Genomic DNA, 24769 nt, shown 5'->3' with positions numbered 1-24769 from the left:
ACGTGCGGTGAGCAGCGGGAATCGGCGACCGGCGCATGGCCCGATGAGTTCCGCCCGCCCGCCCGGTCTACCGCTCGTGGACGCCATGACACCCGCTGTACTCGTGCTGGTCGGCCCCGTCACCCGGGGCGAGGTGGCAGGGCTGTGCGACGACGTGCGGGCGCTGCTGGAGGCCTCGGAGGCAGGGGTCGTGGTGTGTGACGTCGGAGGGCTCGGACCGCCGGGACTCGGCGCCGTCGACCTGCTGGCGCGGCTGCAGCTGGCCGCCCGGCGGGCCGGGGGCCGGATACGGCTGCGCGACCCGGACCCGGCCCTACACGCCCTCCTCGACCTGGTCGGCCTGCGCTTCGAGATGGAGGGGGAGCCCGAACAGCGGGAACCAGCGCTTGGTGTCGAGGAAGCAGTGGAATCCGGTGATCCGGCCGTCTGATATCTCCAGCACCTGCACAGCCCACGGGGTGAAGCCGCCCGCCTCCGGGTCCGGCTTGTACTGGGCGAAGCCCGGCAGCCCGTTGACCTGGACCGGGACCAGATGCGAGCCCGCGCAGGGGGCGCCGAGCGTCGTCATGAAGCCGGTGATGTCCTTGACGCCGGTCAGCCACAGGTCGAACGGCGGCATCGTCATGATGGCGTCCTCGTGCAGCAGGGCCGTCAGCGCCGTCATGTCATAGCCCTCGAAGGCCGCGACATACCGCTCCAGGAGCTTTTGCTGCTCGTCGTCCAGCGGGTCGGAGGCGGCGGCGTCGCTGCCCGGTTGCTGTTGCTCGGCGAGTGTCGCGCGGGCCCGCTGCAGGGCGCTGTTGACCGACGCGACCGTCGTGCCGAGCAACTCGGCGACCTCGCTCGCCTTCCAGGCCAGCACCTCGCGCAGGATCAGCACCGCCCGCTGCTTGGGCGGCAGCTGCTGCAGTGCGGCCATGAAGGCGAGCCGCACCGACTCCTTGGCGACGGCCGCCTCCGCCGGGTCGTCGGTGGTGGGCAGCACCCGGCTGTCCGGCATCGGCTCCAGCCAGGTGTTGTCCGGGCGGGGCGAGAGCGCCGCCTGGGCCAGCGGAGTCGACTCCGTCAGGTCCATCGGCCGAGCCCGCTTGTTGCCGGCGGTCAGCATGTCCAGGCACACGTTCGTCGCGATGCGGTACAGCCACGACCGGAGGCTGGAGCGCCCCTCGAACTTCTCGTAGCTCCGCCAGGCGCGGACCATCGTGTCCTGCACCGCGTCCTCGGCCTCGAAGGACGAGCCGAGCATGCGGTAGCAGTACCCGGTCAGTTCGACGCGGTGTTTCTCCAGCCTGACGTCGAGGTCCGTTGTCGTCGTCGCCGTACTGTCGCTCATCGTCCACCCACCCCTGTGGCCCTGTCCCGTCGAACGCCTCGTCGCGCCCAACACTTCGGAAGCTACAGCAGGCCACTGACAATGGCCCCCGGAGCGCACAAACGCCCAGGTCGGGACAGGTGTCAGACCAGTTGCTTCACGGACATGAGCAGATGCTGGTGACTCGCGTCCGCCGCACCTCCACCCGAGACGGCGCCGAGCAGCGCCCGCTGCCCCGTCCCCAGCAGCTCCATCCGCAGCCGCGGTGCCTCGAAGGAGTTCAGCGCGTCCAGCAGATACGCCGGATTGAAGGCCACGGTGACCTCCTGCGCGCCGCTCAGCACCGCCGGCAACCGCTGCGTCGCCACGTCGTCCCCGAACCCCGCCCGCAGCAGCACGGACCCGTCGCCGGAGAAGTCCATCCGCACGGGACTGCTCGCCTCGGCCACCACGGCGACCCGCCGCACCGCCTCCGTCAGCGCCCCGCACTCCACCTCCGCGACCGCCGCCCCCGCCATGTCGAACAGCGACCCGTACTTCGGCAGCCGCCCGTCCAGCAGCCGTACGACGGCCCGCATACCCCCGCCCTCGAACCCGGCCAGCCCTCCACCTGCCGCGCGATCCAGCCCGACCCGCACGTCTCCGCACCGCGCCAGCGACCGCGCGGCATCGAGCAGCCGCCGCGCGGGGACCAGGGCGTCCACCGCACCGTCGGAGGCCCTCGCGTCGCCCTCCGGCTTCCACCCCACCCGCCGTACGGCGTACCGATACCGGTCCGACGCCGACAGCGTCATCGAGTCGCCGTCCAGGCGCAGCTGTACGCCGGTCAGCACCGGCAGCGTCTCGTCCCGGCCGGCCGCCACGGCCACCTGGCCGACGGCCGTCGCGAACGCGGCGGCGTCCACACTGCCGTACACGGACGGCTGGGACGGCAGGGCCGGGTACTCCTCGCGCGGCAGCGTCGACATCCCGAACTCGGTGCCGCCCGCCTCCACCGTGAACCGCGTCCCCTCCAAGGCGCAGCTCACCGGCCCGTCCGGCAGCACCCGGCAGATGTCCAGCAGCCGTCGCCCGGGTACGAGCACCTCTCCGGCCGACGCCGTCTCCGCGTCCACCCCGATGCGCGCCGCGGCCTCGAAGTCGAAGCCGGAGACGTTGAGCCGTCCCGCGCCGGCCGCCAGCAGCAGGCCGCCCAGCACCGGCACCGGGGTGCGCGAGGGCAGCGCTCGCGCCGCCCACCCCACGGCCTCGGCGAAGGCGGTCCGCTCGATTCGGAACTGCATCAGAAATCCCCCTGGTCGGCCCGGTCTTCAGTGATCGCGGAGACTATCCGCGGCCACTGACAACCGGCCCCGACTAGGGGGATCGGACGTACGAGAGGGTCAGGCCGCCGTCGCCGGCCGCTGTCGCTGCAGCCGCGCCGCCCGGGTCCCGAAGACCGTGATCGTCACGACGCCGAGCACCGCCAGCAGGCCGACCCCGACCGTCCCGGCCCAGCCGCCCGCGTGGAAGGCGATCGCGCCCACCGTGCTGCCCGCGCTGGAGCCGATGTAGTACGCGGACTGGTACAGCGCGGAAGCCTGCGCGCGGCCGTGGGTCGCCGTCTTGCTCACCGCCGAGGACGCCACCGCGTGCCCCGCGAAGAAGCCGCCCGTGATCAGGACCAGGCCCAGCAGGACCAAGGGAAGGGAGCTCGCGAGGGACACCAGCAGACCGGTCGCCGTCGTCGCGCCCGCCGCGTACAGGGCGCCTCGGCGGCCCAGGCGGCCCACCAGCCGGCCCGCCGTCGACGCCGACACCGTGCCGACCAGGTAGACCAGGAAGATCGAGCCGATGATGCCCTGGGGGAGGCCGAACGGCGCCTCCGTCAGGCGGTAGCCGATGACCGTGTACACGCCGCCGAAGATCGTCATGAACAGGGCGCCGATCGCGTACAGGCGGCACAGCAGCGGGTCGGCGAGGTGGGCGCGGACCGTGCGGGCCAGGACACGCGGACGCAGCGAGCCCGGCTTGAAGTGGCGCGGTGCCGGGAGCAGCAGCCGGAAGGCCACCGCGCACGCGACCGCGATCACGCCGATCACACCGATCGCGACCCGCCAGCCCCACTCCTGAGCGACCCAGCCGGTGATCACCCGGCCGCTCATGCCGCCGACGCTGTTGCCCGCGACGAACAGCCCGATCGCCGTGACCAGCGCCTTCGGCCGGACCTCCTCGGCCAGATAAGCCGTGGCCGACGCCGGCAGACCCGCCAGCGCCGCGCCCTGGACCGCCCGCAGCACGACCAGGGCGGTCAGGTTCGGCGCGAAGGGGACCAGCAGCCCGACCGTCACCGCGACCGCCAGCGACGCCGTCATGACCGTACGGCGTCCGAACCGCTCCGACAGCGCGCTCATCGGCAGTACGAACAGGGCCAGACCGCCCGTCGCCGCCGCCACCGTCCAGCTCGCCTCGCTCGCCGCCACTCCGAAGTCGCCCGAGATCAGCGGCAGCAGGGCCTGCGTGGAGTAGAGAAGCGCGAAGGTCGCGACACCGGCGAGGAAGAGGGCGAAGCTCATCCGGCGGTAGCCGGGGCCGCCCGGGGCCATACGGGAGTCGACGACAGGGACAGCGGGTGCGGCGCCCACGATGGTGGACGCCCCGGTACTGGCGGGAGACATGCTTCGAAGCTACGTACGATGCCGCTGATCCGTCCAATGCATGGATTGGCCATAATCGTTCCCATGGAGCATCAACAGAGGTCACGGGCTCGTCTGTCACCATCCAGTGACACAGAAGACATGGTGATGTTGCTGGCCCCCCGCCTCGCGTACTTCGCCGGCGTCGCCCGCACCGAGCACGTCACCCGGGCCGCGCAGGAGATGCAGGTCCCGCAGTCCACGCTCTCGCGAGCCATGGTCCGCCTCGAACAGGACCTGGGCGTCGACCTCTTCGCCCGCCGCGGCCGTACGGTCTCCCTGACCCCTGCCGGCCGCACCTTCCTCGCCTCCGTCGAACGCGCCCTCGCCGAGATCGAGCGCGCCGCCGACGAGGTCCGCGCCGACGCCGACCCGGCCACCGGCAAGGTCGCCTTCGGCTTCCTGCACACCATGGGCGCCGAAACGGTCCCGGGCCTCCTGCAGGCCTTCCGCGCCGACCACCCCCGGGTCCGCTTCAGCCTGGTCCAGAACTACGGAGAGGCGATGATCGAGCGTCTGCGGTCCGGTGAGCTCGACCTGTGCCTGACATCCCCGGTGCCGGACGCCCCCGACCTGGTGGCCCGCCGCCTGGACGAACAGAAACTCCGCCTGGTCGTCCCGGCCGACCACCGTCTGGCCTCACGCAAACGCATCCGCCTGGCCGAGGCGGCCGACGAGACCTTCGTGACCCTGGAGCCCGGCTACGGCATGCGCCGCATCACCGACGACCTGTGCCAGGAGGCGGGCTTCAAGCCGCGTATCGCCTTCGAGGGCGAGGAGGCGGAGACGTTGCGGGGGCTGGTGGCGGCGGGGCTGGGAGTCGCCCTGCTGCCTCCGCCGGCGGTGCCTCGCCCAGGAGTGGCGGAACTGACGGTGACGGCCCCGCGCGCGGCCCGCGAAATCGGCGTGGCATGGCTGGCGAACCGGCCCGACACACCCCCGGTGGCCGCCTTCAAGAAGTTCTTGCTCTCAAGGAGGGGAAGTCTGTTGCCAACCTGAGGGGCGCGGGGCTGTGCCGATATGCGGCTCCGCCGCGTGGGCGCGAGCAACCACGAATCACCCGCACCCGCCGACGAATCAACCACCCGAACGGCGCTATCGCCGCAACGACTTACCGAACCCCGCGGCCAACGGCATCCGCAACCCCAAGGGCGGCGGAGCCGCGAGCGCGTCGGCGACCGGCCGGGAGAACGCCCTCCCGAACAGGGCCCCCATGACGAAGTCCTCGGCCAACGCGAGGACTTCATCCCGATGCTGGTGCAACCCATGCCGATCGGAGTGCACTTCGAACCGGCACACATCCCGGTTCGCCTTCTTCGCCCGCACCGCCAACCGAAAGGACAGCTCGGGGTCGGAGACCTCGTCGTTCGTGCCGTGCACGATCAGCACCCGCCGCCCGCCGAGCTGCTTCACCGGTTCGGGCGAGGCCGCCAGGTCCTCCTCCGGCAGCCAAGGAGCGATGGCCAGCACGGAGTTGACGGCCTCATGGCCACCCGCGTGCAGGGCCGCCCGCCCGCCCATGTCGATCCCGGCGAGGCACACGGGGACGTCGCCATAGCGCCGTACGACCTCGTCCGCGGCCCATGACGCGTCGCTCGCGAGGTTCGCGGCACTGCCGTTCCAGCCGCGGAAGCGGTAGTGGACGACATGTGTCGCCAGCCCCTCCCCGCGTCCCGCCCGCATCAGGCGGCGCCCCAGCGTCCGCACGTACGAGGTCGCCAACAACGTGGCCGGCTTGCGCTGTGATACCTCGTCACCGCCGGGAAGCAGGAGGACCACGCCACTCACCGCTGTCGGCTCCGGCCCGATCGCTCTGCCCAGCCGGGCCCTGCGAACCGGCGTCGCTTGGTGTGCCATGACAGAACAGTGTCAGAAGCGCGGGTGTACGCCACCCTGCCGTGGGGTCACCGTTACGTATCGACGGATTCGTACACCGAGGGAAACGGCCCGATGAACCCGCCGTCTACGCGCGTAGGCGTTACAGTGCGAAAATGACGAGCGAGACTGCCCCGAAGGCGACCATTCCGAGCTCGGACCAGATCCGCCGGGCGCCGAAGGTTCTGCTGCACGACCACCTCGACGGCGGGCTGCGCCCCGGCACCGTCGTCGAGCTCGCCCGCGCGACGGGCTACACCCAGCTCCCCGAGACCGACCCCGCCAAGCTCGGCCTGTGGTTCCGCGAGGCGGCCGACTCCGGCTCCCTGGAGCGGTACCTGGAGACCTTCTCCCACACCGTCGGCGTGATGCAGACCCGCGACGCCCTCGTCCGGGTCGCGCGCGAGTGCGCCGAGGACCTCGCCGAGGACGGAGTCGTCTACGCCGAGGTGCGGTACGCGCCCGAACAGCACCTCGAAGGCGGGCTCACCCTCGAAGAGGTCGTCGAGGCCGTCAACGAGGGCTTCCGGGAGGGCGAGCGGATCGCGCGGGAGAACGGCCACCGCATCCGCGTGGGCGCCCTGCTCACCGCCATGCGACACGCCGCCCGCGCCCTGGAGATCGCCGAACTCGCCAACCGCTACCGCGACCTGGGCGTCGTCGGCTTCGACATCGCGGGCGCCGAGGCCGGCCATCCGCCCACCCGGCATCTCGACGCCTTCGAGTACCTCAAGCGCGAGAACAACCACTTCACCATCCACGCGGGCGAGGCCTTCGGTCTGCCGTCCATCTGGCAGGCCCTGCAGTGGTGCGGCGCCGACCGGCTCGGGCACGGGGTGCGCATCATCGACGACATCCAGGTGCACGCCGACGGCTCGGTGAAGCTAGGCCGGCTCGCCTCGTACGTACGGGACAAGCGCATCCCGCTGGAGCTGTGCCCCAGCTCCAACCTCCAGACGGGCGCCGCCGACTCCTACGCCGCCCACCCCATCGGGCTGCTGCGCCGACTGCACTTCCGGGCCACCGTGAACACCGACAACCGCCTCATGTCCCACACAACCATGAGCCGAGAATTCGAGCATCTTGTCGAGGCGTTCGGTTACACGCTCGATGACATGCAGTGGTTCTCCGTCAATGCGATGAAATCATCGTTCATTCCTTTCGATGAACGGCTCGCGATGATCAATGACGTGATCAAGCCCGGATATGCCGAACTGAAGTCCGAGTGGCTTTTCCGACAGGCGACCTCTACCAGCGACTCTGCCGCTGGGGAGGGGTGACCGGAGGCTCTGCGCCCACGGGGAATGCAGGCACTATTCACAATCCGTCCTCATTTCGATGTTTGCGGCGGTGTGCCGGGCGTGTTTACGGTCGAGAACCGCTCACAACCCCGTAACGAATTTCGAGGACGCATTTCATGAAGCAGTCTGCTGCCAAGACCCTCGGTGTCGCCGCGCTCGGTGCCGCCTTCGCCGCCGCCGGTGCGGGCGCCGCGAACGCCGCGCCCATCGCCCCGGACGTCGCCGGTGCGGCGCTGGGCGCCGTCCAGACCCTCCCGGCCGGGGACCTCGCCCAGGCGGCGCCGGGTGCCGGTGCCGGGCTGGCCAGCGGGCCCGAGGCGGTCACCACCGGGCTGTCCGCCGCGCAGACCGGCGTGACGTCCGGTGTGCAGCCGGCTGCCGAGCAGGCGCTGGCCGGTGGCCCGACCGGCGTGGCCGGCGGGCTGCTCGGCGGTATGCCGGTGCAGGGCCTGGCCGCCGAGGGTCTCACCCAGGGGGTGCCCACGGGTCTGCCCACCGAGGGTCTGCCCGTGAACGGTGTTCCGCTCGGCTGAGACCGCTCACTCTGAGCGCGCCGCTGGGGCGCACCCTTGGACACCGGGTGCGCCCCAGCGGCGTATCCGTGTACGCCTGTGCGTCGAGCGGTTCACCAGGCCGTGCGCGTCTTGTTCGCCTTGTCTTCCGAGGGGAGCAGGAGCCACAGGGCTATGTAGAGCAGGAACTGCGGGCCCGGGAGCAGGCAGGAGACCAGGAAGATCACGCGCATCGTCGTCGCGGAGGTGCCGAAGCGCTGGGCCAGCGCGGCGCACACTCCGCCGATCATGCGGCCGTGGGTGGGGCGGGCAAGCGCGGTCATGGTGCGACTCCTTCGCGAACGTCGGTCGAAGGCCTGCTGTGGGGCCTCCCGAGGCGGTGCCTCATCTGACATCAACGCTAGAGCGACGAAGCGGGCAAAGCGTCACTCTACGGAGCTATGCCGACCCTGGGAATCGTCGGGGTCCGACCCTGAGAGGGCTCCTCCTGGGGGACCGTCGCCCGGTGTGCGCGCTCGGACCTGCGGCGGAGCCAGGCGCGGGCGGCCGGGACCACCGTCGTGTGCGCCAGCGCCACGCCCACCGTGTTCAGCAGCAGTGAGTCGACATCGACGATCTGGCCGGGTACGCCGGTCTGCAGCAGCTCGATGCCCAGCGAGATCAGGGCGCCGGCGGCGATCGTGCGGACCAGGGAGCCGAGGGGGGAGGCGGTGAGTCTGCCGTGTGCCATCGGGATCAGGACGCCGAGTGGTGCGAGCAGTGCGAGGCCCTCGGCGATGCGGCGGGCGGCCTCCTGCCAGCCCAGCGCCAGATCCGCTCTGATCCCGGCGAACGGGCGCAGGTTGGCGGGCATCACCCAGGGGACGTCCAGGGGGCGCAGCGTGAGCCAGGCGACGAACGCGAGGTGCGCGACCAGGAGGACACCCCCCGTCGCACGGATGCGGATCGCGGCGCTGCCGCCGATGGAGCCTTGACGCTGCACGCCCCCCAAGACGCGCCCCCCGGCGGGATCGGTTCCGGGACGTGGCGCTCCGGGGTGAGGCGTCCGCCACAACGTGCCTCCGGCGGTGGGGCCGGGGGTGCCTGCGGCGGCCCGTTGCTGTCCGGTGGGGGTGCGGGTAGCGCCTGCGGGTGGGTTGTGGGTCGGGGCCGTGCCGGGGGGTGTCCGTCCTCGGTCGGGCGGTGGGCGTTGGGAGAGGTGCTGTTTCTTGACGCCCGACCCTGCGGGCGGACACCCCCGGCACGTCCCCTTGCCGCCGTACGCGGGTGCGGCGCCGTGGGGGTGCGTCATGGTTCAGCCGTCTGTGACCTCGGTCGACGGGGGCTCGTTGCTGCCGGGGCGGGTGCGGACCTCGTCCGTGCACTCGTAGCGGCGTAGGGGGTCTTCGTCGGGGCCGCCGAGGATTACCGAGCCGTCGCCCTCGGCTGCCGTCGAGTCCGAGAATGTGCAGACGATCTGGGCGAGCGCGTATGAGGTGAGGTCGTTGGGGGGTGTGCTCAGGCGCAGTGCCTCGTCGGGGTCGTCGGCGCGTGGGCTGCTCACGCTCATGGCGCCGCGGACGTCCGTGGTGTAGCCGGCCTCCTTCTCGTCGGCCGACGGCGTTGCCTCCAGTTCGTCCAGGAGGCCCTGGGCCACGAGGACGCGTCGCTCCGAGTCCGCGGTGCCTTCCGGTACGCGTACGGTCCGGTCGACGGCCACCAGCTGGGACCCGCAGAGCAGGAACACCTGGACCGGGAGTCCTCGGGTGGCCTGCGTCGACACGTCCGGTTCGGAGAGTGAGCAGTGCACGCGGGAGGGGCCGGGGCCGAAGTCGGTCGGGACCTCCGTGGACCGTATGCCGCATCCGGTCAGCAGGGCGGCGGTGAGTGTGGAGAGAGCCAGAAGGCGGCGTACGTTCCTCACGCGTCCCCCTTCTCCGTGGCGTCGGTGCCCTCGCCGTTGTTCTCGTCGCCGTCCTGTTCCGCCGGCTTCGACGTGCCCTGGGGCAGGTGCAGGGTGAACACCGCGCCGCCTTCGGGGGAGTTGGCGGCGGTGATGTCGCCGCCGTGGATGTGAGCGTTCTCCAGGGCGATGGACAGGCCGAGGCCGCTGCCCTCGGAGCGGGGGCGGGAGGCGCTGGCCTTGTAGAAGCGGTCGAAGACGTGGGGGAGGACGTCTTCGGGGATGCCGGGGCCGTGGTCGCGTACCTGGATGACGACCGAGTCGTCCGCCTCGCCGACCGAGACGCGGACCGGCGAGCCGCCGTGCTTGAGGGCGTTGCCGATGAGGTTGGCCATGATGACGTCGAGGCGGCGGGGGTCCAGGCGGGCCATGAGGCCGCGCTCGGCGTCCAGGTCCACCGCGTCCAGCCAGGCCCGGGCGTCGATGCAGGCCGTGATCTGGTCGGCGACGTCGACGTCGTCCAGGACCAGGCGGGCGGTGCCCGCGTCGAAGCGGGTGACCTCCATGAGGTTCTCGACGAGGTCGTTCAGGCGGCGTGTCTCGCTGACGACCAGGCGAACGGCGGGCTCGATCATCGGGTCCATGGAGCCGGTCTCCGCCTCCAGTTCCTCCTCCAGCACCTCCGTCACGGCGGTGATCGCGGTGAGGGGGGTGCGCAGTTCGTGCGACATGTCGGCCACGAAGCGGCGGGACGCCTCGTCGCGCCCGGCCATGTCGGCGACCCGCTTCTCCAGAGCTTCCGCGGCGTTGTTGAACGTCCGGGAGAGGTCGGCCAGTTCGTCCGTCCCCGAGACTCGGAGGCGGGTGTCCAGCCTGCCCTCGCCGAGCCGGCGGGCGGCGGCGCCCAGGCGCTGCACGGGCTTCAGTACGGTCGTGGCGGCGGCCTGCGCCAGCAGCGCGGAGCCGATCAGCGCCAGGCCCGTGGCGATGCCGAGCGACCAGGCCAGGGAGTTGAGGTCCTTGGCCTCCTGCTCCAGGGACTTGAGCATGTAGCCGGTCGGGCCGCCACCGTTCACCTTGGTGCCGGCGATCAGATACGGCTGGTCGTCCTCCACGATCCGCTGCCAGTACAGGTGGTACTGCGACTTGTTGGTGGAGTCGACCGGCTGCTTCTCGTTCACCGCCTTGCGCAGTGACGCGGGCACGTCCGCGAGCGTGAAGCCGTCCAGGCCGCCGGAGGAGCCGTACGCGGGAGTGCCGTCGGCGTCGTCGGCGACCAGCAGCACGCTGAAGCGCTGGCTGCTGTTGGCCATCTGCCCGGCGGTGTGCTGCAGTTCGTCCTGCGTCGGCGCCTCGGGCAGCAGGCCCGCGCGGTTCTGCATCTCCTGCTCGAAGTCGCGCAGCACCGCGTCCTGGGTGCGCGTGAGCACCGCCTCGCGGTTGAGCCAGTAGGCGATCCCGGAGGCCGATACGGCGGCCGTGAGCGCCACCAGGCCGAAAACGACCACCAGGCGCAGTCGCAGGCTCGTGAAACGCAGCCTCGACCACACTCCCTTGCGAGCCGCGACCCAGCCGCGGAACCCCCCTTGCGCGTTGGTCACTGAGGCGCGTCCAGGCGGTAGCCGACACCACGCACGGTACGGATCAGGGTGGGGGAGGAGGGGACGTCCTCGACCTTGGCGCGCAGGCGCTGGACGCACGCGTCGACCAGGCGTGAGTCGCCCAGGTAGTCGTGCTCCCAGACCAGGCGCAGCAGTTGCTGGCGGGACAGGGCCTGGCCCGGCCGGCGGCTCAGTTCGAGCAGCAGGCGCAGCTCGGTCGGGGTCAGCTGGAGGTCCTCGCCGTTCTTCGTCACGGTCATCGCCGCACGGTCGATGACGAGGCTGCCGTAGGTCGCCGCGTCGTTGGACTCCCGCTCCCCGCGCCGCAGCACGGCCCGGATCCGGGCGTCGAGGACGCGGCCCTGCACGGGTTTGACGACATAGTCGTCCGCGCCGGACTCCAGTCCGACCACGACGTCGATGTCGTCGCTGCGCGCGGTCAGCAGGATGATCGGCAGCTGGTCGGTGCGCCGGATGCGGCGGCACACCTCGAAGCCGTCGATGCCGGGCAGCATCACGTCCAGCACGATCAGGTCCGGCCGCTGCTCACGCAGCAGCTTCAGGCCGTCCTCACCGGTGGCAGCCGTGGCCACACGGTGTCCCTGGCGCGTCAGTGAGAGCTCCAGGGCCGTGCGGATGGCGTCGTCGTCCTCGATCAGCAACAGGGAAGGCACGGGGGTCATTCTGGCCCATGCGGGGCGGTCTTTCGACACCTGTACGAGCTGTACGGCTACGCGCACGTAGCGCGTTTGTCTGTGCCCGGACTGTCCCGCGCCTGGGGGCGACCTCTGACACAGGCCCCTGTGACAGGTCTGTGACAGTCGGCGGACACGGCCATGAAGGTGCCCGGGCAAGCTTTTCGGCACAGGCAAGACAGCAAGTCGCACGACAGCAAGACGAACGAGAACACCGGAAGTCCACGACGGGGGGCGCGAGATGAACACGCTGCACGGCACCAGCACCAGCGCAGTGGTCACGCGCCTGCACGACGTGCACGGGGGCCGGGGTTCCGAGAAGTCCGGTGCCGTGAGCGGGCGGGGGTGCGCTCGCGGCACCGGGCGTCAGCACACCGCGTACATGACGGTGGTTGACGGTTTCACGGGGGAAACGCACGGGGGAGCCGCGTACAGGGAGGACTCGGGGGAGCGTCGGAGCTCGCTGTCGGAGGCGGAGTTCACCGCCTACGTCCAGGAGCGCCGCGCCTCCCTGTACGCCACCGCCTACCACCTGACCGGTGACCGTTTCGAGGCCGAGGATCTGCTGCAGAGCGCCCTCTTCTCGACGTACAGGGCCTGGGACCGGATCAGCGACAAGGCCGCGGTCGGCGGATACCTCCGCCGCACCATGACCAACCTGCACATCAGCGCGTGGCGCCGCCGCAAGCTGAACGAATACCCGACCGAGGAGCTGCCGGAGACGCCCGGCGACACGGACGCGATGCGCGGCACCGAGCTGCGCGCGGTCCTGTGGCAGGCGCTCGCCCGGCTGCCCGAACTCCAGCGCACGATGCTGGTCCTCCGCTACTACGAGGGCCGCACCGACCCGGAGATCGCGGAGATCCTCGACATCAGTGTCGGCACGGTGAAGTCCAGCATCTGGCGGTCGCTCCGCCGGCTGCGCGAGGACGAGGTCCTCAGCTTCGGCCGTGACGAGGAGGACGCCTTCGGGGAGCTCGTCGCCTGAAGGTCTTGGGGGGCCGCTCGGGGGAGCGGTGGCAAGTGGGGGGGACCCACGGGGGCCGGGGGGCCCGCGGGGGACCAACGGGGGAAACGGGGGGTGCTCCGCCACGGGGGAAGCGGCGGAGCACAACGGCAGCGGGGCTGGAGGGCCGGGGGGTCCGTCCAGTCCCGCTTCGCTGTGCGGTCAGCGGACCTGCATGAGGATCGCTTCGGCAGCCGTGTCGCCTACAGCGATGGTGACGGCCGGGTCCATCCCCTCGACCTCGTACGCGGTGATCGTGCGCTCCGGGACGGTGTCCCCGGGGGTGTTCGGGGTGTCGTCGCACTCCGGGATCGTGGCCGTGCCCAGCTTCTCCCCGACGGTGAAGTCGACGTTCGCGACATCCAGGTAGGTGCGGCTGTCGTAGGTGACCAGGTACGCGCACGACGCCTCGGACGCGCCTCCCGACCCCGCACAGCCGACGGCCGCCGCGATGAGCAGGGACGCCATGACCAGCCGTCGGCCGGTCCGCAGAGCAGTCGTCATCGGCTTCCTTCCCACGGGGACCGTTGTTCCGCTCCTACGACGGAGAAGGCGCCGGCTTCGTTCAGGTGGCCGGAGCCGCCGCCGGGCGGCGGCCCGCGGCGGCCGAGGTGAGGCGGCCGAGGGCCTCGTCCCGGTCGCAGGCGTGGGCGCCCAGCGCGGTCTGGTGGGCGATGATCGAGCGTTCCAGGCGCATCAGGCGCCAGCCGCGGCGCAGGAGGAACGGGACCGACTTGCGGCCCTCCTTCAGATCGCGCACGAAGCGGCGGCGGAAGGTCTTCACCGGGCCGCGGCTCAGGCACAGCGCGTCGGCCAGCACACCGAGTTCCCGGCAGCGGGTCACGATCTCGGCCGCGAAGATGCCCTCCGCGATGAACAGCGGGGTACGGCCGATCTCGACGGCCTCCTCGCCGGTGCGGGCGCTGAGCGAGATGTCGTACAGCGGCACGTTCGTACGGCCCGTGCGGCACAGCTCCGTGATCGCCGCCACGGCCGTGTCGGCGTCCCACGAGCCGGGGTGGTCCCAGTCGATGTCGGAGCTCCCGGGGACCTGCGGCAGGGTCGGGTCGTCGCCCTCTTTGTAGAAGTCGTCGAGCCGCAGCACCGGAAGACCGGAGCGGGCGGCGAGAAGGGACTTGCCGGAGCCGGAGGGGCCGCAGAGCAGCACGACTCGCGTCGGTATGGGCGGATGGGAACTCACGGGACACCAGTGTGAGGCATCGCCGGGCCGCAGAACGACCCCGCGGGTCGGCTTTGCAGCGCGCGTCACATCCCAACTGCCCTTCGTGGTGGAGTGATTGCTCTACGTGACGGGCTTGGCGTGGCAGAGAGCCGCGCTTCCCCTGGACGGAGGGGAAACGCGGCTCTCCGGTCTCAGCGCCCGGCAGGCCTCAGCGGCCTCAGTACGACGAGCCGGACGCGCCCAGCGACCCCGTCGGGTGCCAGACCGTCTTGGTCTCCAGGAACGCCGTCATGCGGTCGATACCGGGAGTGGCCGCCCAGTCGACCTCGTCCACAGGCTGTGGACGCAGGACGCGCTTCAGGTTGTCCGCCGCCGCGATCTCCAGCTCCTTCGCCAGCACCTCGTCGGCGCCCGCGAGGTCGATCGCGTTGACGTCCTGGTGCGCGGCCAGCGGCGTCGCGATCTCCGCCGTACGGCCGGAGAGGACGTTGACCACGCCGCCGGGGAGGTCGGAGGTGGCCAGGACCTCGCCGAGGGAGAGGGCGGGGAGCGGGGACTTCTCGGAGGCCACCACGATCGCCGTGTTGCCGGTGGCGATCACCGGGGCGACGACCGAGACCAGGCCCAGGAAGGACGACTCCTGAGGGGCCAGGACCGCCACCACGCCCGTCGGCTCCGGGGAGGAGAGGTTGAAGAACGGGCCCGCGACCGGGTTCCCGCCGCCGACCACCTGGGCGATCTTGTCGGTCCAGCCCGCGTACCAGACCCACCGGTCGATCGCCGCGTCGACCTGCGCCGCCGCCTTCGACTTCGACAGGCCCTCGGCGTCGGCGACTTCGCGTACGAACTGCTCGCGGCGGCCCTCCAGCATCTCGGCGATGCGGTAGAGGATCTGGCCGCGGTTGTACGCCGTCGCGCCGGACCACGCCCCGAACGCCTTGCGGGCGGCGACCACCGCGTCACGGGCGTCCTTGCGGGAGGAGAGCGGCGCGTTTGCCAGCCAGTTGCCCTTCGAGTCCGTCACCTCGTACACCCGGCCGCTCTCGGAACGCGGGAACTTCCCGCCGACGTACAGCTTGTAGGTCTTGAACACGCTGAGCCGCGCTTCGGACTTCTCAGACATCGAGGTACGCCTCCAGGCCGTGGCGGCCGCCCTCGCGGCCGAAGCCCGACTCCTTGTAGCCGCCGAACGGCGAGGTCGGGTCGAACTTGTTGAACGTGTTGGACCAGACGACGCCTGCGCGGAGCTTGTTGGCCACGGCCAGGATCCGCGAACCCTTCTCCGTCCAGATGCCCGCCGACAGGCCGTACGGGGTGTTGTTGGCCTTGGCGACGGCCTCGTCCGGCGTGCGGAAGGTGAGGACCGACAGGACCGGGCCGAAGATCTCGTCGCGGGCGATCCGGTGCGCCTGGGTGACGTTCGTGAAGAGCGTCGGCGCGAACCAGTAGCCGCTCTCGGGCAGCTCGCACGCCGGGGACCAGCGCTCGGCGCCCTCCGCCTCGCCCTGCTCGACGAGCGAGGTGATGCGGGTGAGCTGCTCCTCGGAGTTGATCGCGCCGATGTCGGTGTTCTTGTCGAGGGGGTCGCCCAGGCGCAGGGTCGACAGGCGGCGTTTCAGGGCATCCAGCAGCTCGTCCTGGATCGACTCCTGGACCAGCAGGCGGCTGCCCGCGCAGCAGACCTGGCCCTGGTTGAAGAAGATCCCGTTGACGATGCCTTCGACGGCCTGGTCGATGGGGGCGTCGTCGAAGACGATGTTGGCGCCCTTGCCGCCCAGTTCCAGGGTGAGCTTCTTGCGGCTGCCGGCGACCGTGCGGGCGATCTCCTTGCCGACGGCCGTGGAGCCGGTGAAGGCGACCTTGTTGACGTCCGGGTGCGCGACGAGCGCGGCGCCCGTCCTTCCGTCGCCGGTCACGATGTTGACAACACCCTTGGGCAGGCCCGCCTGGCGGCAGATGTCCGCGAAGAAGAGGGCGCTCAACGGGGTCGTCTCGGCCGGCTTCAGTACCACCGTGTTGCCGGTTGCCAGCGCCGGAGCGATCTTCCATGCCAGCATCAACAGCGGGAAGTTCCAGGGGATGACCTGGCCCGCGACGCCGAGCGGGCGCGGGTTCGCGCCGAAGCCCGCGTGGTCGAGCTTGTCCGCCCAGCCTGCGTAGTAGAAGAAGTGCGCGGCTACGAGGGGCAGGTCGGCGTCCCTCGTCTCCTTGATGGGCTTTCCGTTGTCCAGCGTCTCCAGGACCGCCAGCTCACGGCTTCGCTCCTGGATGATCCGGGCGATACGGAACAGGTACTTCGCGCGCTCGGAGCCGGGCAGCGCCGACCACTCCTCGAAGGCCTTGCGGGCGGCCTTCACCGCGCGGTCCACGTCCGCCTCGCCGGCCTGGGCGATCTCGGAGAGGACCTCCTCGGTGGACGGCGAGACGGTCTTGAAGACCTTGCCGTCGGCCGCCTCGGTGAACTCGCCGTCGATGAACAGGCCGTAGGAGGGCGCGATGTCGACGATCGCGCGGGACTCGGGGGCCGGTGCGTATTCGAATGCCGATGCCATGGTGATCAGTCCACCGTCACGTAGTCGGGGCCGGAGTAGCGGCCGGTGGCCAGCTTCTGACGCTGCATCAGCAGGTCGTTCAGGAGCGAGGAGGCGCCGAAGCGGAACCAGTGGTTGTCCAGCCAGTCCTCGCCCGCGGTCTCGTTGACCAGGACGAGGAACTTGATGGCGTCCTTGGTCGTCCTGATGCCGCCGGCCGGCTTCACGCCGACCTGGATGCCGGTCTGGGTACGGAAGTCGCGTACCGCTTCCAGCATAAGGAGGGTGTTCGCGGGCGTGGCGTTCACGGCGACCTTGCCGGTGGACGTCTTGATGAAGTCGGCGCCCGCCAGCATGCCGAGCCAGCTCGCCCGCCGGATGTTGTCGTACGTCGACAGCTCGCCGGTCTCGAAGATGACCTTGAGGCGGGCGCTGGTCCCGCAGGCCTCCTTCACGGCGACGATCTCGTCGTACACCTTCCTGTAGTGGCCCGCGAGGAACGCCCCGCGGTCGATGACCATGTCGATCTCGTCGGCACCGGCGGCGACGGCCTCGCGCACGTCCGCCAGCTTCACGGCGAGCGGGGCGCGGCCCGCCGGGAAGGCGGTGGCGACCGAGGCGACCTTGACGGTCGAGCCGGCGACGGCCTCCTTCGCGGTGGCCACCATGTCCGGATAGACGCAGACGGCCGCGGTCGCCGGAGTCGTACGGTCGGTGGGGTCGGGGTGGACCGCCTTGGCGCCGAGCGCCCGGACCTTGCCCGGGGTATCCGCGCCTTCCAGCGTCGTCAGGTCGACCATCGAGATGGCGAGGTCGATGGCGTACGCCTTCGCGGTCGTCTTGATGGAACGGGTGCCGAGGGACGCGGCACGCCCCTCCAGGCCGACCGCGTCGACGCCGGGCAGCCCGTGGAGGAAGCGGCGCAGCATGCTGTCGGACGCGGTCACGTCCGTGAGGGCGTGAGCTGCGGTCAGTGCATTGGTGGGCATGGTCACCAGACGAGCATATCTACGCGCGTAGCGGCTGTACAGGCCGGATGCTCATCTTGTGTGGGGGGTGGTGCGTATGAGCGCTGTCCGAGGCGTCGGGCAGAATCGGCCTCATGACGACCCCGGAGCATCAGTCACCCACGCCGGACCCCGCGCCGAAGGACCGCGTCTTCCGCTCGCCCATGGGCATCGTCGGCGGTGTCGCGCTGCTGGCCATCGTGCTCTGGCTGGGCGGCGACGCGCTGGTGCGGGGCGAGGGGCGCACGCAGTGGCTGGCGCTCGCGGCGCTGATCCTGATCGTGCCGCTGGTGTCCGCGTTCACCCTGCGACCCGCCGTCTACGCCAACGAGGACCGACTGCGCATCCGCAACCCGCTCCGCGTGATCGTCCTGCCCTGGGGCCAGGTCGCCGCACTCCGGTCCGGTTACTCGAACGAGGTCGTCACCAAGTCCGGCACCAAGTTCCAGCTCTGGGCGGTCCCGGTCTCGCTGCGGGCCCGCAAGAAGGCGGCGCGGCGCTCGGCCCGTGCGGCCGCGGAGCGGAGCGCTGCCGCGCGGGGTGAGCGGGGTGGCCGCGCGGGCGGGGCGATGGGGTTCGGAGGGCTCGGGTTCGGGGCGCCGCGAGGCGATGTCGACGCGGAGGGGCCCACGCGGGCCGAGACCGACAAGGTCATCGACGACCTGCGCGAACTGCTGGAGCAGCGGGAGACGGCGGAGTCCGCGCAGGGTGAGGTGACCGTGCGGTGGGCTTATGAGGTGGCGGGGCCGGTGGTTGCGGGGGCTTTGTTGCTGGTGATTTTGCTGGTGGTGGGGTAGGGGCCGGGTGTTGCCGGTCGCCGGGCGCTCGGCGTTGCAGGTTCTTCGACCGGAGACCGGCCCTCCTCAGGGCGCGCCCGGATACACCAGTGCCATGTACGCGCCGCAGTACGCCGACCCCGTGACCGCCGCCGCGAGGGCCAGCGTGCGGTAGCGGCGGGAGGCACGGGACAGGTGCAGGGCGAGGGGGAGCAGGAGCGGGAAGGCGGGGAGGAGGAAGCGGGCGCGGGGGAAGTAGACGCCGCCGCTGCCCAGGACGATCGCCAGCAGTACGGCCGTGAAGGCCAGCAGCGGCAGGGGCTGCCGGTCCCACACCGACAGCCCGAACAACACCACCGACGCGATCAGTGTGAGCGTCACCATCACCAGGAACAGCCCGGGGCTGGGGTCGTACACCAGCAGCCGCCGCATCACACGCAGGGTCTCGCGGCCGCCGTCGAGCTCGTTGCGCCACAGCCGCTGTACGGCGAAGTAACCGTCCCAGCGGCCCAGCCGCAGGCCCACCCAGCCGACGTATCCGCACCAGCCGAGCGGCGCGATCGCGGCGGCCGCGAGGGTACGGAGACGGAAGCGGCGGCGCAGGGCGAACAGGGCCGTCACCGTGACCGCCGCCGCCACCGCGATGCCGGTCGGGCGGGTCAGGCCGGCGAGTGCCGCGAGCCAGGCCGCGGTGAGGAGGCGGCCGGTGAGCACGCCGTACAGCGACCAGGCCGCGAGCGCCGTGAACAGGGACTCGGTGTAGCCCATCCACTGGACCAGGCCGACCGGGAGCGCGGCCCACAGGACCGTGAGGAGGATGCCGACCCGGCGGCCGTGCAGCCGGTCGCCGACCGCGAAGACGCCCCACGCGGCGACGACGGAGGCGATGACGGCGATGGCGAGGCCCGTGCCGGCGCGGGTGCCCGGCGTGACGGCCGCGACCGCCTTGACCAGGACCGGGTAGAGCGGGAAGAAGGCGAGGTTGTTGGCGCTGTACGCGGTGCCGAGTTCGCGCGCGTAGCCGTGGTCGGCGATGCCGAGGTACCAGTCGGCGTCCCATTGCGTCGCCAGGATCGGCCAGACGCCGTGCCGTTGGCGGTGGGCCCAGACGGTGAGGAGCAGCAGGCCCGTGGCGCGTACGGCGAGGTAGGCGAGGAGGGCGGGGGCCGCGTGGCGCAGGGCGTGCAGCAGGGTGGGCAGCGCGCGCGGAGGTGACGGGGGCGGGGAGCCGGAGTGGGGGGCGGCGCCGAGGGCGGTGGTCGCTCGGGGTGTCGGCCGGAATGCGGTCGTGGACACGGCGGCGGCTCCAGGCAACTCGGTGGTGCGTTTCCGTTCCACCGTTGCCCGGGGGGTGGGGCGGGGCGTGGAGCCCGCGTCAACCGCCCTGCGGAAATCGCCCGAAGGGGTGCCTCCGGATGGAGGCACCCCTTCGAGGACGGCCCGAGGTTCGCGTACGGCTCAGATGCCTGCCGCCGACGACAGGTCCCGCTTGATCGTCTCCAGCAGCTCCGTCGCCCTGGCACGGGCGGCCGGGAGGTCGGCGTGGGTCGCGACCGGGACGACGACCTCCAGGTAGCACTTCAGCTTGGGCTCCGTGCCACTGGGGCGCACGATGACGCGGGCGCCCTCGAGGGTGTAGCGCAGGCCGTCGGTGGGCGGGAGCGTCTCGGTGCCCTGGGTGAGGTCCTCGGCGCGGGTGATGGCCAGGCCGGCGAGCTCGGTCGGCGGCTGCTCGCGCAGTCGGCGCATGGCGTTCGCGATGACCGACAGGTCCTGGACGCGGACCGAGAGCTGGTCGGTGGCGTGCAGGCCGTGCTCCACTGCGAGGTCGTCGAGCAGGTCGAGGAGCGTGCGGCCCTCGGCCTTGAGCACGGAGGCGAGTTCGGTGATCAGCAGGGCGGCGGTGATGCCGTCCTTGTCGCGTACGCCCTCGGGGTCGACGCAGTAGCCGAGGGCCTCCTCGTAGCCGTAGCGCAGGCCGTCGACCCGGGCGATCCACTTGAAGCCGGTGAGGGTCTCCTCGTACGCCAGCCCCGCCTTCTCGGCGATACGGCCGAGGAGGGAGGAGGAGACGATCGACTCGGCGAAGGTGCCCTGTGCTCCGCGGTTCACCAGGTTGGCGGCGAGCAGGGCGCCCACCTCGTCGCCGCGCAGCATCCGCCACGCATCCCCGTCCCTGACGGCCGCGGCGCAGCGGTCGGCGTCGGGGTCGTTGGCGATGACGAGGTCGGGGTCGGTCTCGCGGGCCTTGGCGAAGGCGAGGTCCATCGCGCCGGGCTCTTCCGGGTTGGGGAAGGCGACGGTGGGGAAGTCCGGGTCGGGGTCGGCCTGCTCGGCGACCAGGGCCGGGGGCGGGAAGCCGGCGCGTGCGAAGGCGGCGAGGAGGACGTCCTTGCCGACGCCGTGCATCGCCGTGTAGACGGTGCGGGCGGTGCGGGGGGAGTCGGGGGCGAGGACCGCGTCGGTGCGGGCGAGGTAGGCGTCGAGGACGCTGTCGTCGAGGGTCTCCCAGCCTTCGGTGGGGCGGGGGACGACGGTGAGGGACGGGACGGCGGCGATCTCCTCCGCGATGTCGATGTCCGCGGGCGGGACGATCTGGGAGCCGTCGCCGAGGTAGACCTTGTAGCCGTTGTCGCGGGGCGGGTTGTGGCTGGCGGTGACCTCGACTCCGGCGACCGCGCCCAGGTGCCTTATGGCGTAGGCCAGGACGGGGGTGGGGAGGGGGCGGGGGAGTACGGCGGCGCGCAGGCCCGCTCCCGTCATCACGGCGGCCGTGTCGCGGGCGAAGTCCTCCGACTTGTGGCGGGCGTCGTAGCCGATGACGACGAGGCCGTTCTCGTGGCCGTTCTTCTTGAGGTACGCGGCGAGGCCGGCTGCGGCGCGGATGACGACGGTGCGGTTCATGCGCATGGGGCCGGCGCCGAGCTCTCCGCGGAGGCCCGCGGTGCCGAACTGGAGCGTGCCGCTGAAGCGTGCGGCGAGCTCTTCGACGTCCGCGGCCTCGATGAGCTTGGCGAGCTCGTCGCGGGTCTCCGGGTCCGGGTCCTCGGCAAGCCATGCCTGGGCCCGGGCGATGAGATCGTCGTGCACGTCGGTCAACCTCTCGTTCGTGTCGTTCGGAGCGGGTCGGGTGGGGAGGGGTGTTTTCGCCCCCGCCGCCCCTGCCCGTCCCATCCTGAAGGGGCGCCGCCCTTTCGACCCCGCCAGGGGGCTCCGCCCCCCGGACCCCCGCTCCTCAAACGCCGGAGGGGCCGTCTTAGCGGGGTCTGGGGGCCGCAGGCCCCCAGGGACGGGACGGGTAGGGGCGGCGGGGGCGAGGGAACGCCCTACAGCCGCCCCAGCACCTGCGCCAGCAGCGACCCCATCCGCGTCGCCGAGTCGCGCCCGGCCTGCAGAACCTCCTCGTGGTTGAGGGGCTCGCCCGTCATGCCCGCCGCGAGGTTCGTCACCAGCGAGATGCCCAGCACCTCCGCGCCCGCCTCACGCGCCGCGATGGCCTCCAGCACCGTCGACATGCCCACCAGGTCCGCGCCGATCACGCGGGCCATGCGGATCTCGGCCGGAGTCTCGTAGTGCGGGCCGGGGAACTGGGCGTAGACACCCTCCTCCAGCGTGGGGTCGATCTCCTTGCACAGGGCACGCAGGCGCGGCGAGTACAGGTCCGTCAGGTCGACGAAGTTCGCGCCGACGATCGGCGACGTCGCCGTGAGGTTGATGTGGTCGCTGATCAGGACCGGCTGGCCGGGGCGCATACCCTCACGCAGGCCGCCGCAGCCGTTGGTGAGGACGAGCGTCTTGCAGCCCGCCGCCACGGCGGTGCGGACACCGTGGGCCACCGCCGCCACCCCGCGGCCCTCGTAGTAGTGGGTGCGGCCCAGGAAGACGAGGGTGCGCTTGTTGCCGATCCGGTAGGAGCGGATCTTGCCGCCGTGCCCTTCCACCGCCGGCGGGGGGAACCCGGGCAGCTCGGTGACCTGGAACTCGGCCTCGGGGGCGCCGAGGGCGCCCACGGCCGGCGCCCAGCCGGAGCCCATCACGAGGGCGACGTCGTGGGTCTCGGCGCCGGTGAGTTCGCGCAGGCGCGCGGCGGCGGCGTCGGCGGCGGCGTGGGGGTCGCCCTGGATGTCGTCCGGAAGAAGAGATGCGTTCACGCGACTGAGGGTAGCCGGTTTGGGCCTACGCGCGTAGATGACGGAGCTCACGGGATGGCGATCGTTGTCTTGTCGTTTCCAACGAAGGGCTGTGACCGGTGGGGCGGGAGGGGCCGGAGGGGGTGGGGAGGCCGGGGATGCTCAGCAGGGGCGCTTCCGCAGCTCCATCACGTAGTCGTGCGGTGCGCCCGCCGACTCCGCCGCGTCCGCGAGCTCGCCCAGGTAGCGGGCCGACGGCAGCCCGCCCTCGTAGGCGTTCAGCACGTAGACCCACGCCGGCTCCTCGCCCTCCAGCGTGTCCACCCGTACCCGGAGCCGCCGGTAGATGCCCAGGCCGACGCCCTCCCAGCGGTCCAGGGACTCCTCGTCCATCGGGGCGATGTCGTACAGCGCGACGAAGACCTGCTCCTTCGGCTCCTCGACGAGCGTCACCAGCGCGCCGTCCCAGCCCAGTTGCTCGCCCCCGAACGTCAGTCGCCACCCGTTCAGCCAGCCGGTGGCGCGCAGCGGCGAGTGCGGGGCGCGGCGGGTCATCAGCCGCGCGTCGAGATTGCCGGCGTACGCGGCGTAGAGCGACATGCACAGAGGGTACGGCAGGTGAATCGTCCTCCCCTCCCGTAACAGTGGTGTCTCGGGCGGCCCCCCAGGCAGTGGCACGGTGAGGCGTGCGGGACAATGGAGTACGTGACTCGGATCGTGATCATCGGTGGCGGACCCGGCGGATACGAGGCGGCCCTGGTGGCCGCCCAGCTCGGCGCGGAGGTGACCGTCGTCGACTGCGACGGCCTGGGCGGGGCGTCGGTGCTCACCGACTGCGTGCCCTCGAAGACCCTCATCGCCACGGCCGAGGTGATGACGACCTTCGATTCCTCGTACGAGGAGCTGGGGATCATCGTCGCCGACGACACCCCGCACATCGACACGCCCGCGCGTGTCGTGGGCGTCGACCTGGGCAAGGTCAACCGGCGTGTGAAGCGGCTCGCGCTCGCGCAGTCCCACGACATCACCGCCTCCGTCACGCGGGCCGGTGCGCGCGTGCTGCGCGGGCGCGGTCGGCTGGAGGGCATGCAGGCCCTCGACGGCTCGCGCAAGGTCGTGGTGCGGGCCGCGGACGGCACCGAGGAGACCCTCGTCGCCGATGCCGTACTCATCGCCACCGGCGGTCACCCGCGCGAGCTGCCCGACGCCCAGCCCGACGGCGAGCGCATCCTCAACTGGACCCAGGTCTACGACCTCACCGAGCTGCCCGAGGAGCTCATCGTGGTCGGGTCGGGTGTCACCGGTGCCGAGTTCGCCGGCGCCTACCAGGCGCTCGGGTCGCGGGTCACCCTCGTGTCGTCCCGGGACCGGGTGCTGCCGGGTGAGGACCCGGACGCCGCCGCCGTCCTCGAAGACGTCTTCCGGCGCCGTGGCATGAACGTCATGGCCCGCTCGCGCGCCGCCGCCGCCAAGCGCGTCGGCGACCGGGTGGAGGTCACCCTCGCCGACGGGCGTGTCATCAGCGGCAGCCACTGCCTCATGGCCGTCGGCGCCATCCCGAACTCCGAGGGCATGGGCCTGGAGGAGGCCGGCGTCAAGCTGCGCGAGTCCGGTCACATCTGGACCGACAAGGTGTCCAGGACGACCGCGCCGGGTGTGTACGCCGCCGGTGACGTGACCGGTGTCTTCGCCCTCGCGTCGGTGGCGGCGATGCAGGGACGTATCGCCATGTACCACTTCCTCGGCGACGCGGTGGCCCCGCTCAACCTGAAGACCGTCTCCTCCAACGTCTTCACCGACCCCGAGATCGCCACCGTCGGCTACACCCAGGCGGACGTGGACGCGGGCAAGATCGACGCCCGGGTCGTCAAGCTGCCGCTGCTGCGCAACCCGCGCGCCAAGATGCAGGGCATCCGGGACGGCTTCGTCAAGATCTTCTGCCGTCCGGGTACGGGCATCGTGGTCGGCGGTGTGGTCGTGGCGCCGCGCGCCTCGGAACTGATCCACCCGATCTCGATCGCGGTCGACAACAATCTGACGGTCGAACAGATCGCGAACGCCTTCACCGTGTACCCCTCCCTTTCGGGGTCGATCGCCGAGGTGGCACGGCAGCTGCACACACGGAAGTCCGGCGACGAGATCTGACGGCCGAAACCAACTCCCCGCTGGTCACGGGAAGTTGTCGAGCATGCGTACGGCATAGGCGGCGGGACTAGGCCCTATACCACTTCTCGCCCTTGCGTACGAACAACTTCTGTTATTCGCCGCAAACTGCTGAAACCA

At 71.4% G+C, this 24769-nt stretch carries 25 protein-coding genes; 7 read left to right on the top strand and 18 right to left on the bottom strand.

What is annotated here, in order from left to right; translation table 11 throughout:
* Window positions 1-43 precede the first annotated feature (43 nt).
* Window positions 44-430 carry an STAS domain-containing protein gene (locus tag QQM39_RS15735; protein WP_301997342.1) on the top strand — a complete coding sequence of 129 codons (387 nt, stop codon included), beginning with the start codon at window positions 44-46 and terminating at the stop codon, window positions 428-430.
* Here the strand turns inward: QQM39_RS15735 and QQM39_RS15730 are convergent.
* The 3 genes from QQM39_RS15730 to QQM39_RS15720 form a co-directional block, all read right to left on the bottom strand.
* On the bottom strand, window positions 314-1333 hold the full coding sequence (locus QQM39_RS15730) for a sigma-70 family RNA polymerase sigma factor (protein ID WP_301997340.1): 1020 nt from the start codon (window positions 1331-1333) through the stop codon (window positions 314-316). The genes QQM39_RS15735 and QQM39_RS15730 overlap by 117 nt on opposite strands.
* Before the next feature lie 122 nt (window positions 1334-1455).
* On the bottom strand, window positions 1456-2595 hold the full coding sequence (dnaN, locus tag QQM39_RS15725; RefSeq protein ID WP_301997338.1) for a DNA polymerase III subunit beta: 1140 nt from the start codon (window positions 2593-2595) through the stop codon (window positions 1456-1458).
* 99 nt (window positions 2596-2694) lie between these two features.
* Window positions 2695-3969, bottom strand: a complete 1275-nt coding sequence (locus QQM39_RS15720; RefSeq protein ID WP_301997336.1) for an MFS transporter — start codon at window positions 3967-3969, stop codon at window positions 2695-2697.
* A gap of 63 nt (window positions 3970-4032) precedes the next feature.
* Between QQM39_RS15720 and QQM39_RS15715 the strand changes: the two genes are divergently transcribed.
* Window positions 4033-4986, top strand: a complete 954-nt coding sequence (locus QQM39_RS15715; RefSeq protein WP_301997334.1) for a LysR family transcriptional regulator — start codon at window positions 4033-4035, stop codon at window positions 4984-4986.
* Between the two features lie 96 nt (window positions 4987-5082).
* Here the strand turns inward: QQM39_RS15715 and QQM39_RS15710 are convergent, their stop codons facing one another.
* A complete protein-coding gene (locus tag QQM39_RS15710) occupies window positions 5083-5844 on the bottom strand; it encodes an alpha/beta fold hydrolase (RefSeq protein WP_301997332.1) in 762 nt (253 codons plus the stop codon).
* 134 nt (window positions 5845-5978) lie between these two features.
* On the opposite strand from QQM39_RS15710, the gene QQM39_RS15705 reads away from it, so the two are divergent.
* Window positions 5979-7142, top strand: coding sequence for an adenosine deaminase (locus QQM39_RS15705; RefSeq protein WP_301997330.1), 1164 nt, complete (start codon window positions 5979-5981; stop codon window positions 7140-7142).
* A 137-nt stretch (window positions 7143-7279) separates the two neighbouring features.
* A complete protein-coding gene (locus QQM39_RS15700; protein WP_301997328.1) occupies window positions 7280-7696 on the top strand; it encodes an ATP-binding protein in 417 nt (138 codons plus the stop codon).
* A 92-nt stretch (window positions 7697-7788) separates the two neighbouring features.
* Here QQM39_RS15700 and QQM39_RS15695 read toward each other — a convergent pair whose 3' ends face one another.
* The 5 genes from QQM39_RS15695 to afsQ1 all read right to left on the bottom strand — a co-directional run bounded on the left by QQM39_RS15695 (window position 7789) and on the right by afsQ1 (window position 11832).
* Window positions 7789-7998 carry a PspC domain-containing protein gene (locus tag QQM39_RS15695; protein ID WP_301997327.1) on the bottom strand — a complete coding sequence of 70 codons (210 nt, stop codon included), beginning with the start codon at window positions 7996-7998 and terminating at the stop codon, window positions 7789-7791.
* Between the two features lie 107 nt (window positions 7999-8105).
* The gene (locus tag QQM39_RS15690; protein WP_301997326.1) at window positions 8106-8657 is read right to left on the bottom strand and encodes a VanZ family protein; all 552 of its coding nucleotides are present in this window, start codon (window positions 8655-8657) and stop codon (window positions 8106-8108) included.
* A gap of 312 nt (window positions 8658-8969) precedes the next feature.
* Complete coding sequence (locus tag QQM39_RS15685) at window positions 8970-9578, bottom strand: hypothetical protein (RefSeq protein WP_301997325.1); 609 nt, start codon at window positions 9576-9578, stop codon at window positions 8970-8972.
* On the bottom strand, window positions 9575-11158 hold the full coding sequence (locus QQM39_RS15680) for a HAMP domain-containing sensor histidine kinase (RefSeq protein ID WP_301997324.1): 1584 nt from the start codon (window positions 11156-11158) through the stop codon (window positions 9575-9577). Before QQM39_RS15680 ends, QQM39_RS15685 begins: the two co-directional genes overlap by 4 nt.
* Window positions 11155-11832 (bottom strand): two-component system response regulator AfsQ1, encoded by a 678-nt coding sequence (gene afsQ1 / locus QQM39_RS15675; RefSeq protein ID WP_031477770.1) that lies wholly within the window; start codon window positions 11830-11832, stop codon window positions 11155-11157. The genes QQM39_RS15680 and afsQ1 overlap by 4 nt, the downstream gene beginning before the upstream one ends.
* 262 nt (window positions 11833-12094) lie before the next feature.
* On the opposite strand from afsQ1, the gene QQM39_RS15670 reads away from it, so the two are divergent.
* On the top strand, window positions 12095-12841 hold the full coding sequence (locus QQM39_RS15670) for a SigE family RNA polymerase sigma factor (protein ID WP_301997323.1): 747 nt from the start codon (window positions 12095-12097) through the stop codon (window positions 12839-12841).
* Window positions 12842-13021: 180 nt separating this feature from the next.
* Here QQM39_RS15670 and QQM39_RS15665 read toward each other — a convergent pair whose 3' ends face one another.
* From QQM39_RS15665 to deoC, 5 genes are all read right to left on the bottom strand, one after another.
* Window positions 13022-13363, bottom strand: coding sequence for a DUF6281 family protein (locus QQM39_RS15665; protein WP_301997322.1), 342 nt, complete (start codon window positions 13361-13363; stop codon window positions 13022-13024).
* A gap of 61 nt (window positions 13364-13424) precedes the next feature.
* On the bottom strand, window positions 13425-14129 hold the full coding sequence (locus QQM39_RS15660; RefSeq protein ID WP_301997321.1) for a uridine kinase: 705 nt from the start codon (window positions 14127-14129) through the stop codon (window positions 13425-13427).
* Between the two features lie 130 nt (window positions 14130-14259).
* Window positions 14260-15165, bottom strand: coding sequence for an aldehyde dehydrogenase (locus QQM39_RS15655; RefSeq protein WP_301997320.1), 906 nt, complete (start codon window positions 15163-15165; stop codon window positions 14260-14262).
* A complete protein-coding gene (locus QQM39_RS15650; protein ID WP_301997319.1) occupies window positions 15158-16594 on the bottom strand; it encodes an aldehyde dehydrogenase family protein in 1437 nt (478 codons plus the stop codon). Before QQM39_RS15650 ends, QQM39_RS15655 begins: the two co-directional genes overlap by 8 nt.
* A 5-nt stretch (window positions 16595-16599) precedes the next feature.
* Window positions 16600-17562, bottom strand: coding sequence for a deoxyribose-phosphate aldolase (deoC, locus tag QQM39_RS15645; protein ID WP_302003596.1), 963 nt, complete (start codon window positions 17560-17562; stop codon window positions 16600-16602).
* Window positions 17563-17675: 113 nt separating this feature from the next.
* Here deoC and QQM39_RS15640 point away from each other — a divergent pair, with 113 nt between their 5' ends.
* Entirely contained in the window at window positions 17676-18377 is a 702-nt protein-coding gene (locus QQM39_RS15640; protein WP_301997318.1) for a PH domain-containing protein, read from the top strand.
* Window positions 18378-18443: 66 nt separating this feature from the next.
* Here the strand turns inward: QQM39_RS15640 and QQM39_RS15635 are convergent, their stop codons facing one another.
* The 4 genes from QQM39_RS15635 to QQM39_RS15620 form a co-directional block, all read right to left on the bottom strand.
* Window positions 18444-19556 (bottom strand): hypothetical protein, encoded by a 1113-nt coding sequence (locus QQM39_RS15635; RefSeq protein ID WP_367669691.1) that lies wholly within the window; start codon window positions 19554-19556, stop codon window positions 18444-18446.
* Between the two features lie 258 nt (window positions 19557-19814).
* Window positions 19815-21446: a phospho-sugar mutase gene (locus QQM39_RS15630; protein ID WP_301997317.1), complete on the bottom strand. Its 1632-nt coding sequence runs from the start codon at window positions 21444-21446 to the stop codon at window positions 19815-19817.
* A 236-nt stretch (window positions 21447-21682) separates the two neighbouring features.
* On the bottom strand, window positions 21683-22507 hold the full coding sequence (locus tag QQM39_RS15625) for a purine-nucleoside phosphorylase (RefSeq protein ID WP_301997316.1): 825 nt from the start codon (window positions 22505-22507) through the stop codon (window positions 21683-21685).
* A 141-nt stretch (window positions 22508-22648) separates the two neighbouring features.
* Complete coding sequence (locus QQM39_RS15620; RefSeq protein WP_301997315.1) at window positions 22649-23086, bottom strand: gamma-glutamylcyclotransferase; 438 nt, start codon at window positions 23084-23086, stop codon at window positions 22649-22651.
* Between the two features lie 96 nt (window positions 23087-23182).
* Between QQM39_RS15620 and QQM39_RS15615 the strand changes: the two genes are divergently transcribed.
* Entirely contained in the window at window positions 23183-24631 is a 1449-nt protein-coding gene (locus tag QQM39_RS15615) for an NAD(P)H-quinone dehydrogenase (protein ID WP_301997314.1), read from the top strand.
* Window positions 24632-24769: the final 138 nt, after the last annotated feature.

Origin of the sequence: Streptomyces sp. DT2A-34, from assembly GCF_030499515.1 — a bacterium.
Taxonomy (GTDB): Bacteria; Actinomycetota; Actinomycetes; order Streptomycetales; family Streptomycetaceae; genus Streptomyces.
Note: the sequence above shows the minus strand (reverse complement) of the source record. Positions and strands in the feature narration are given on the sequence as shown.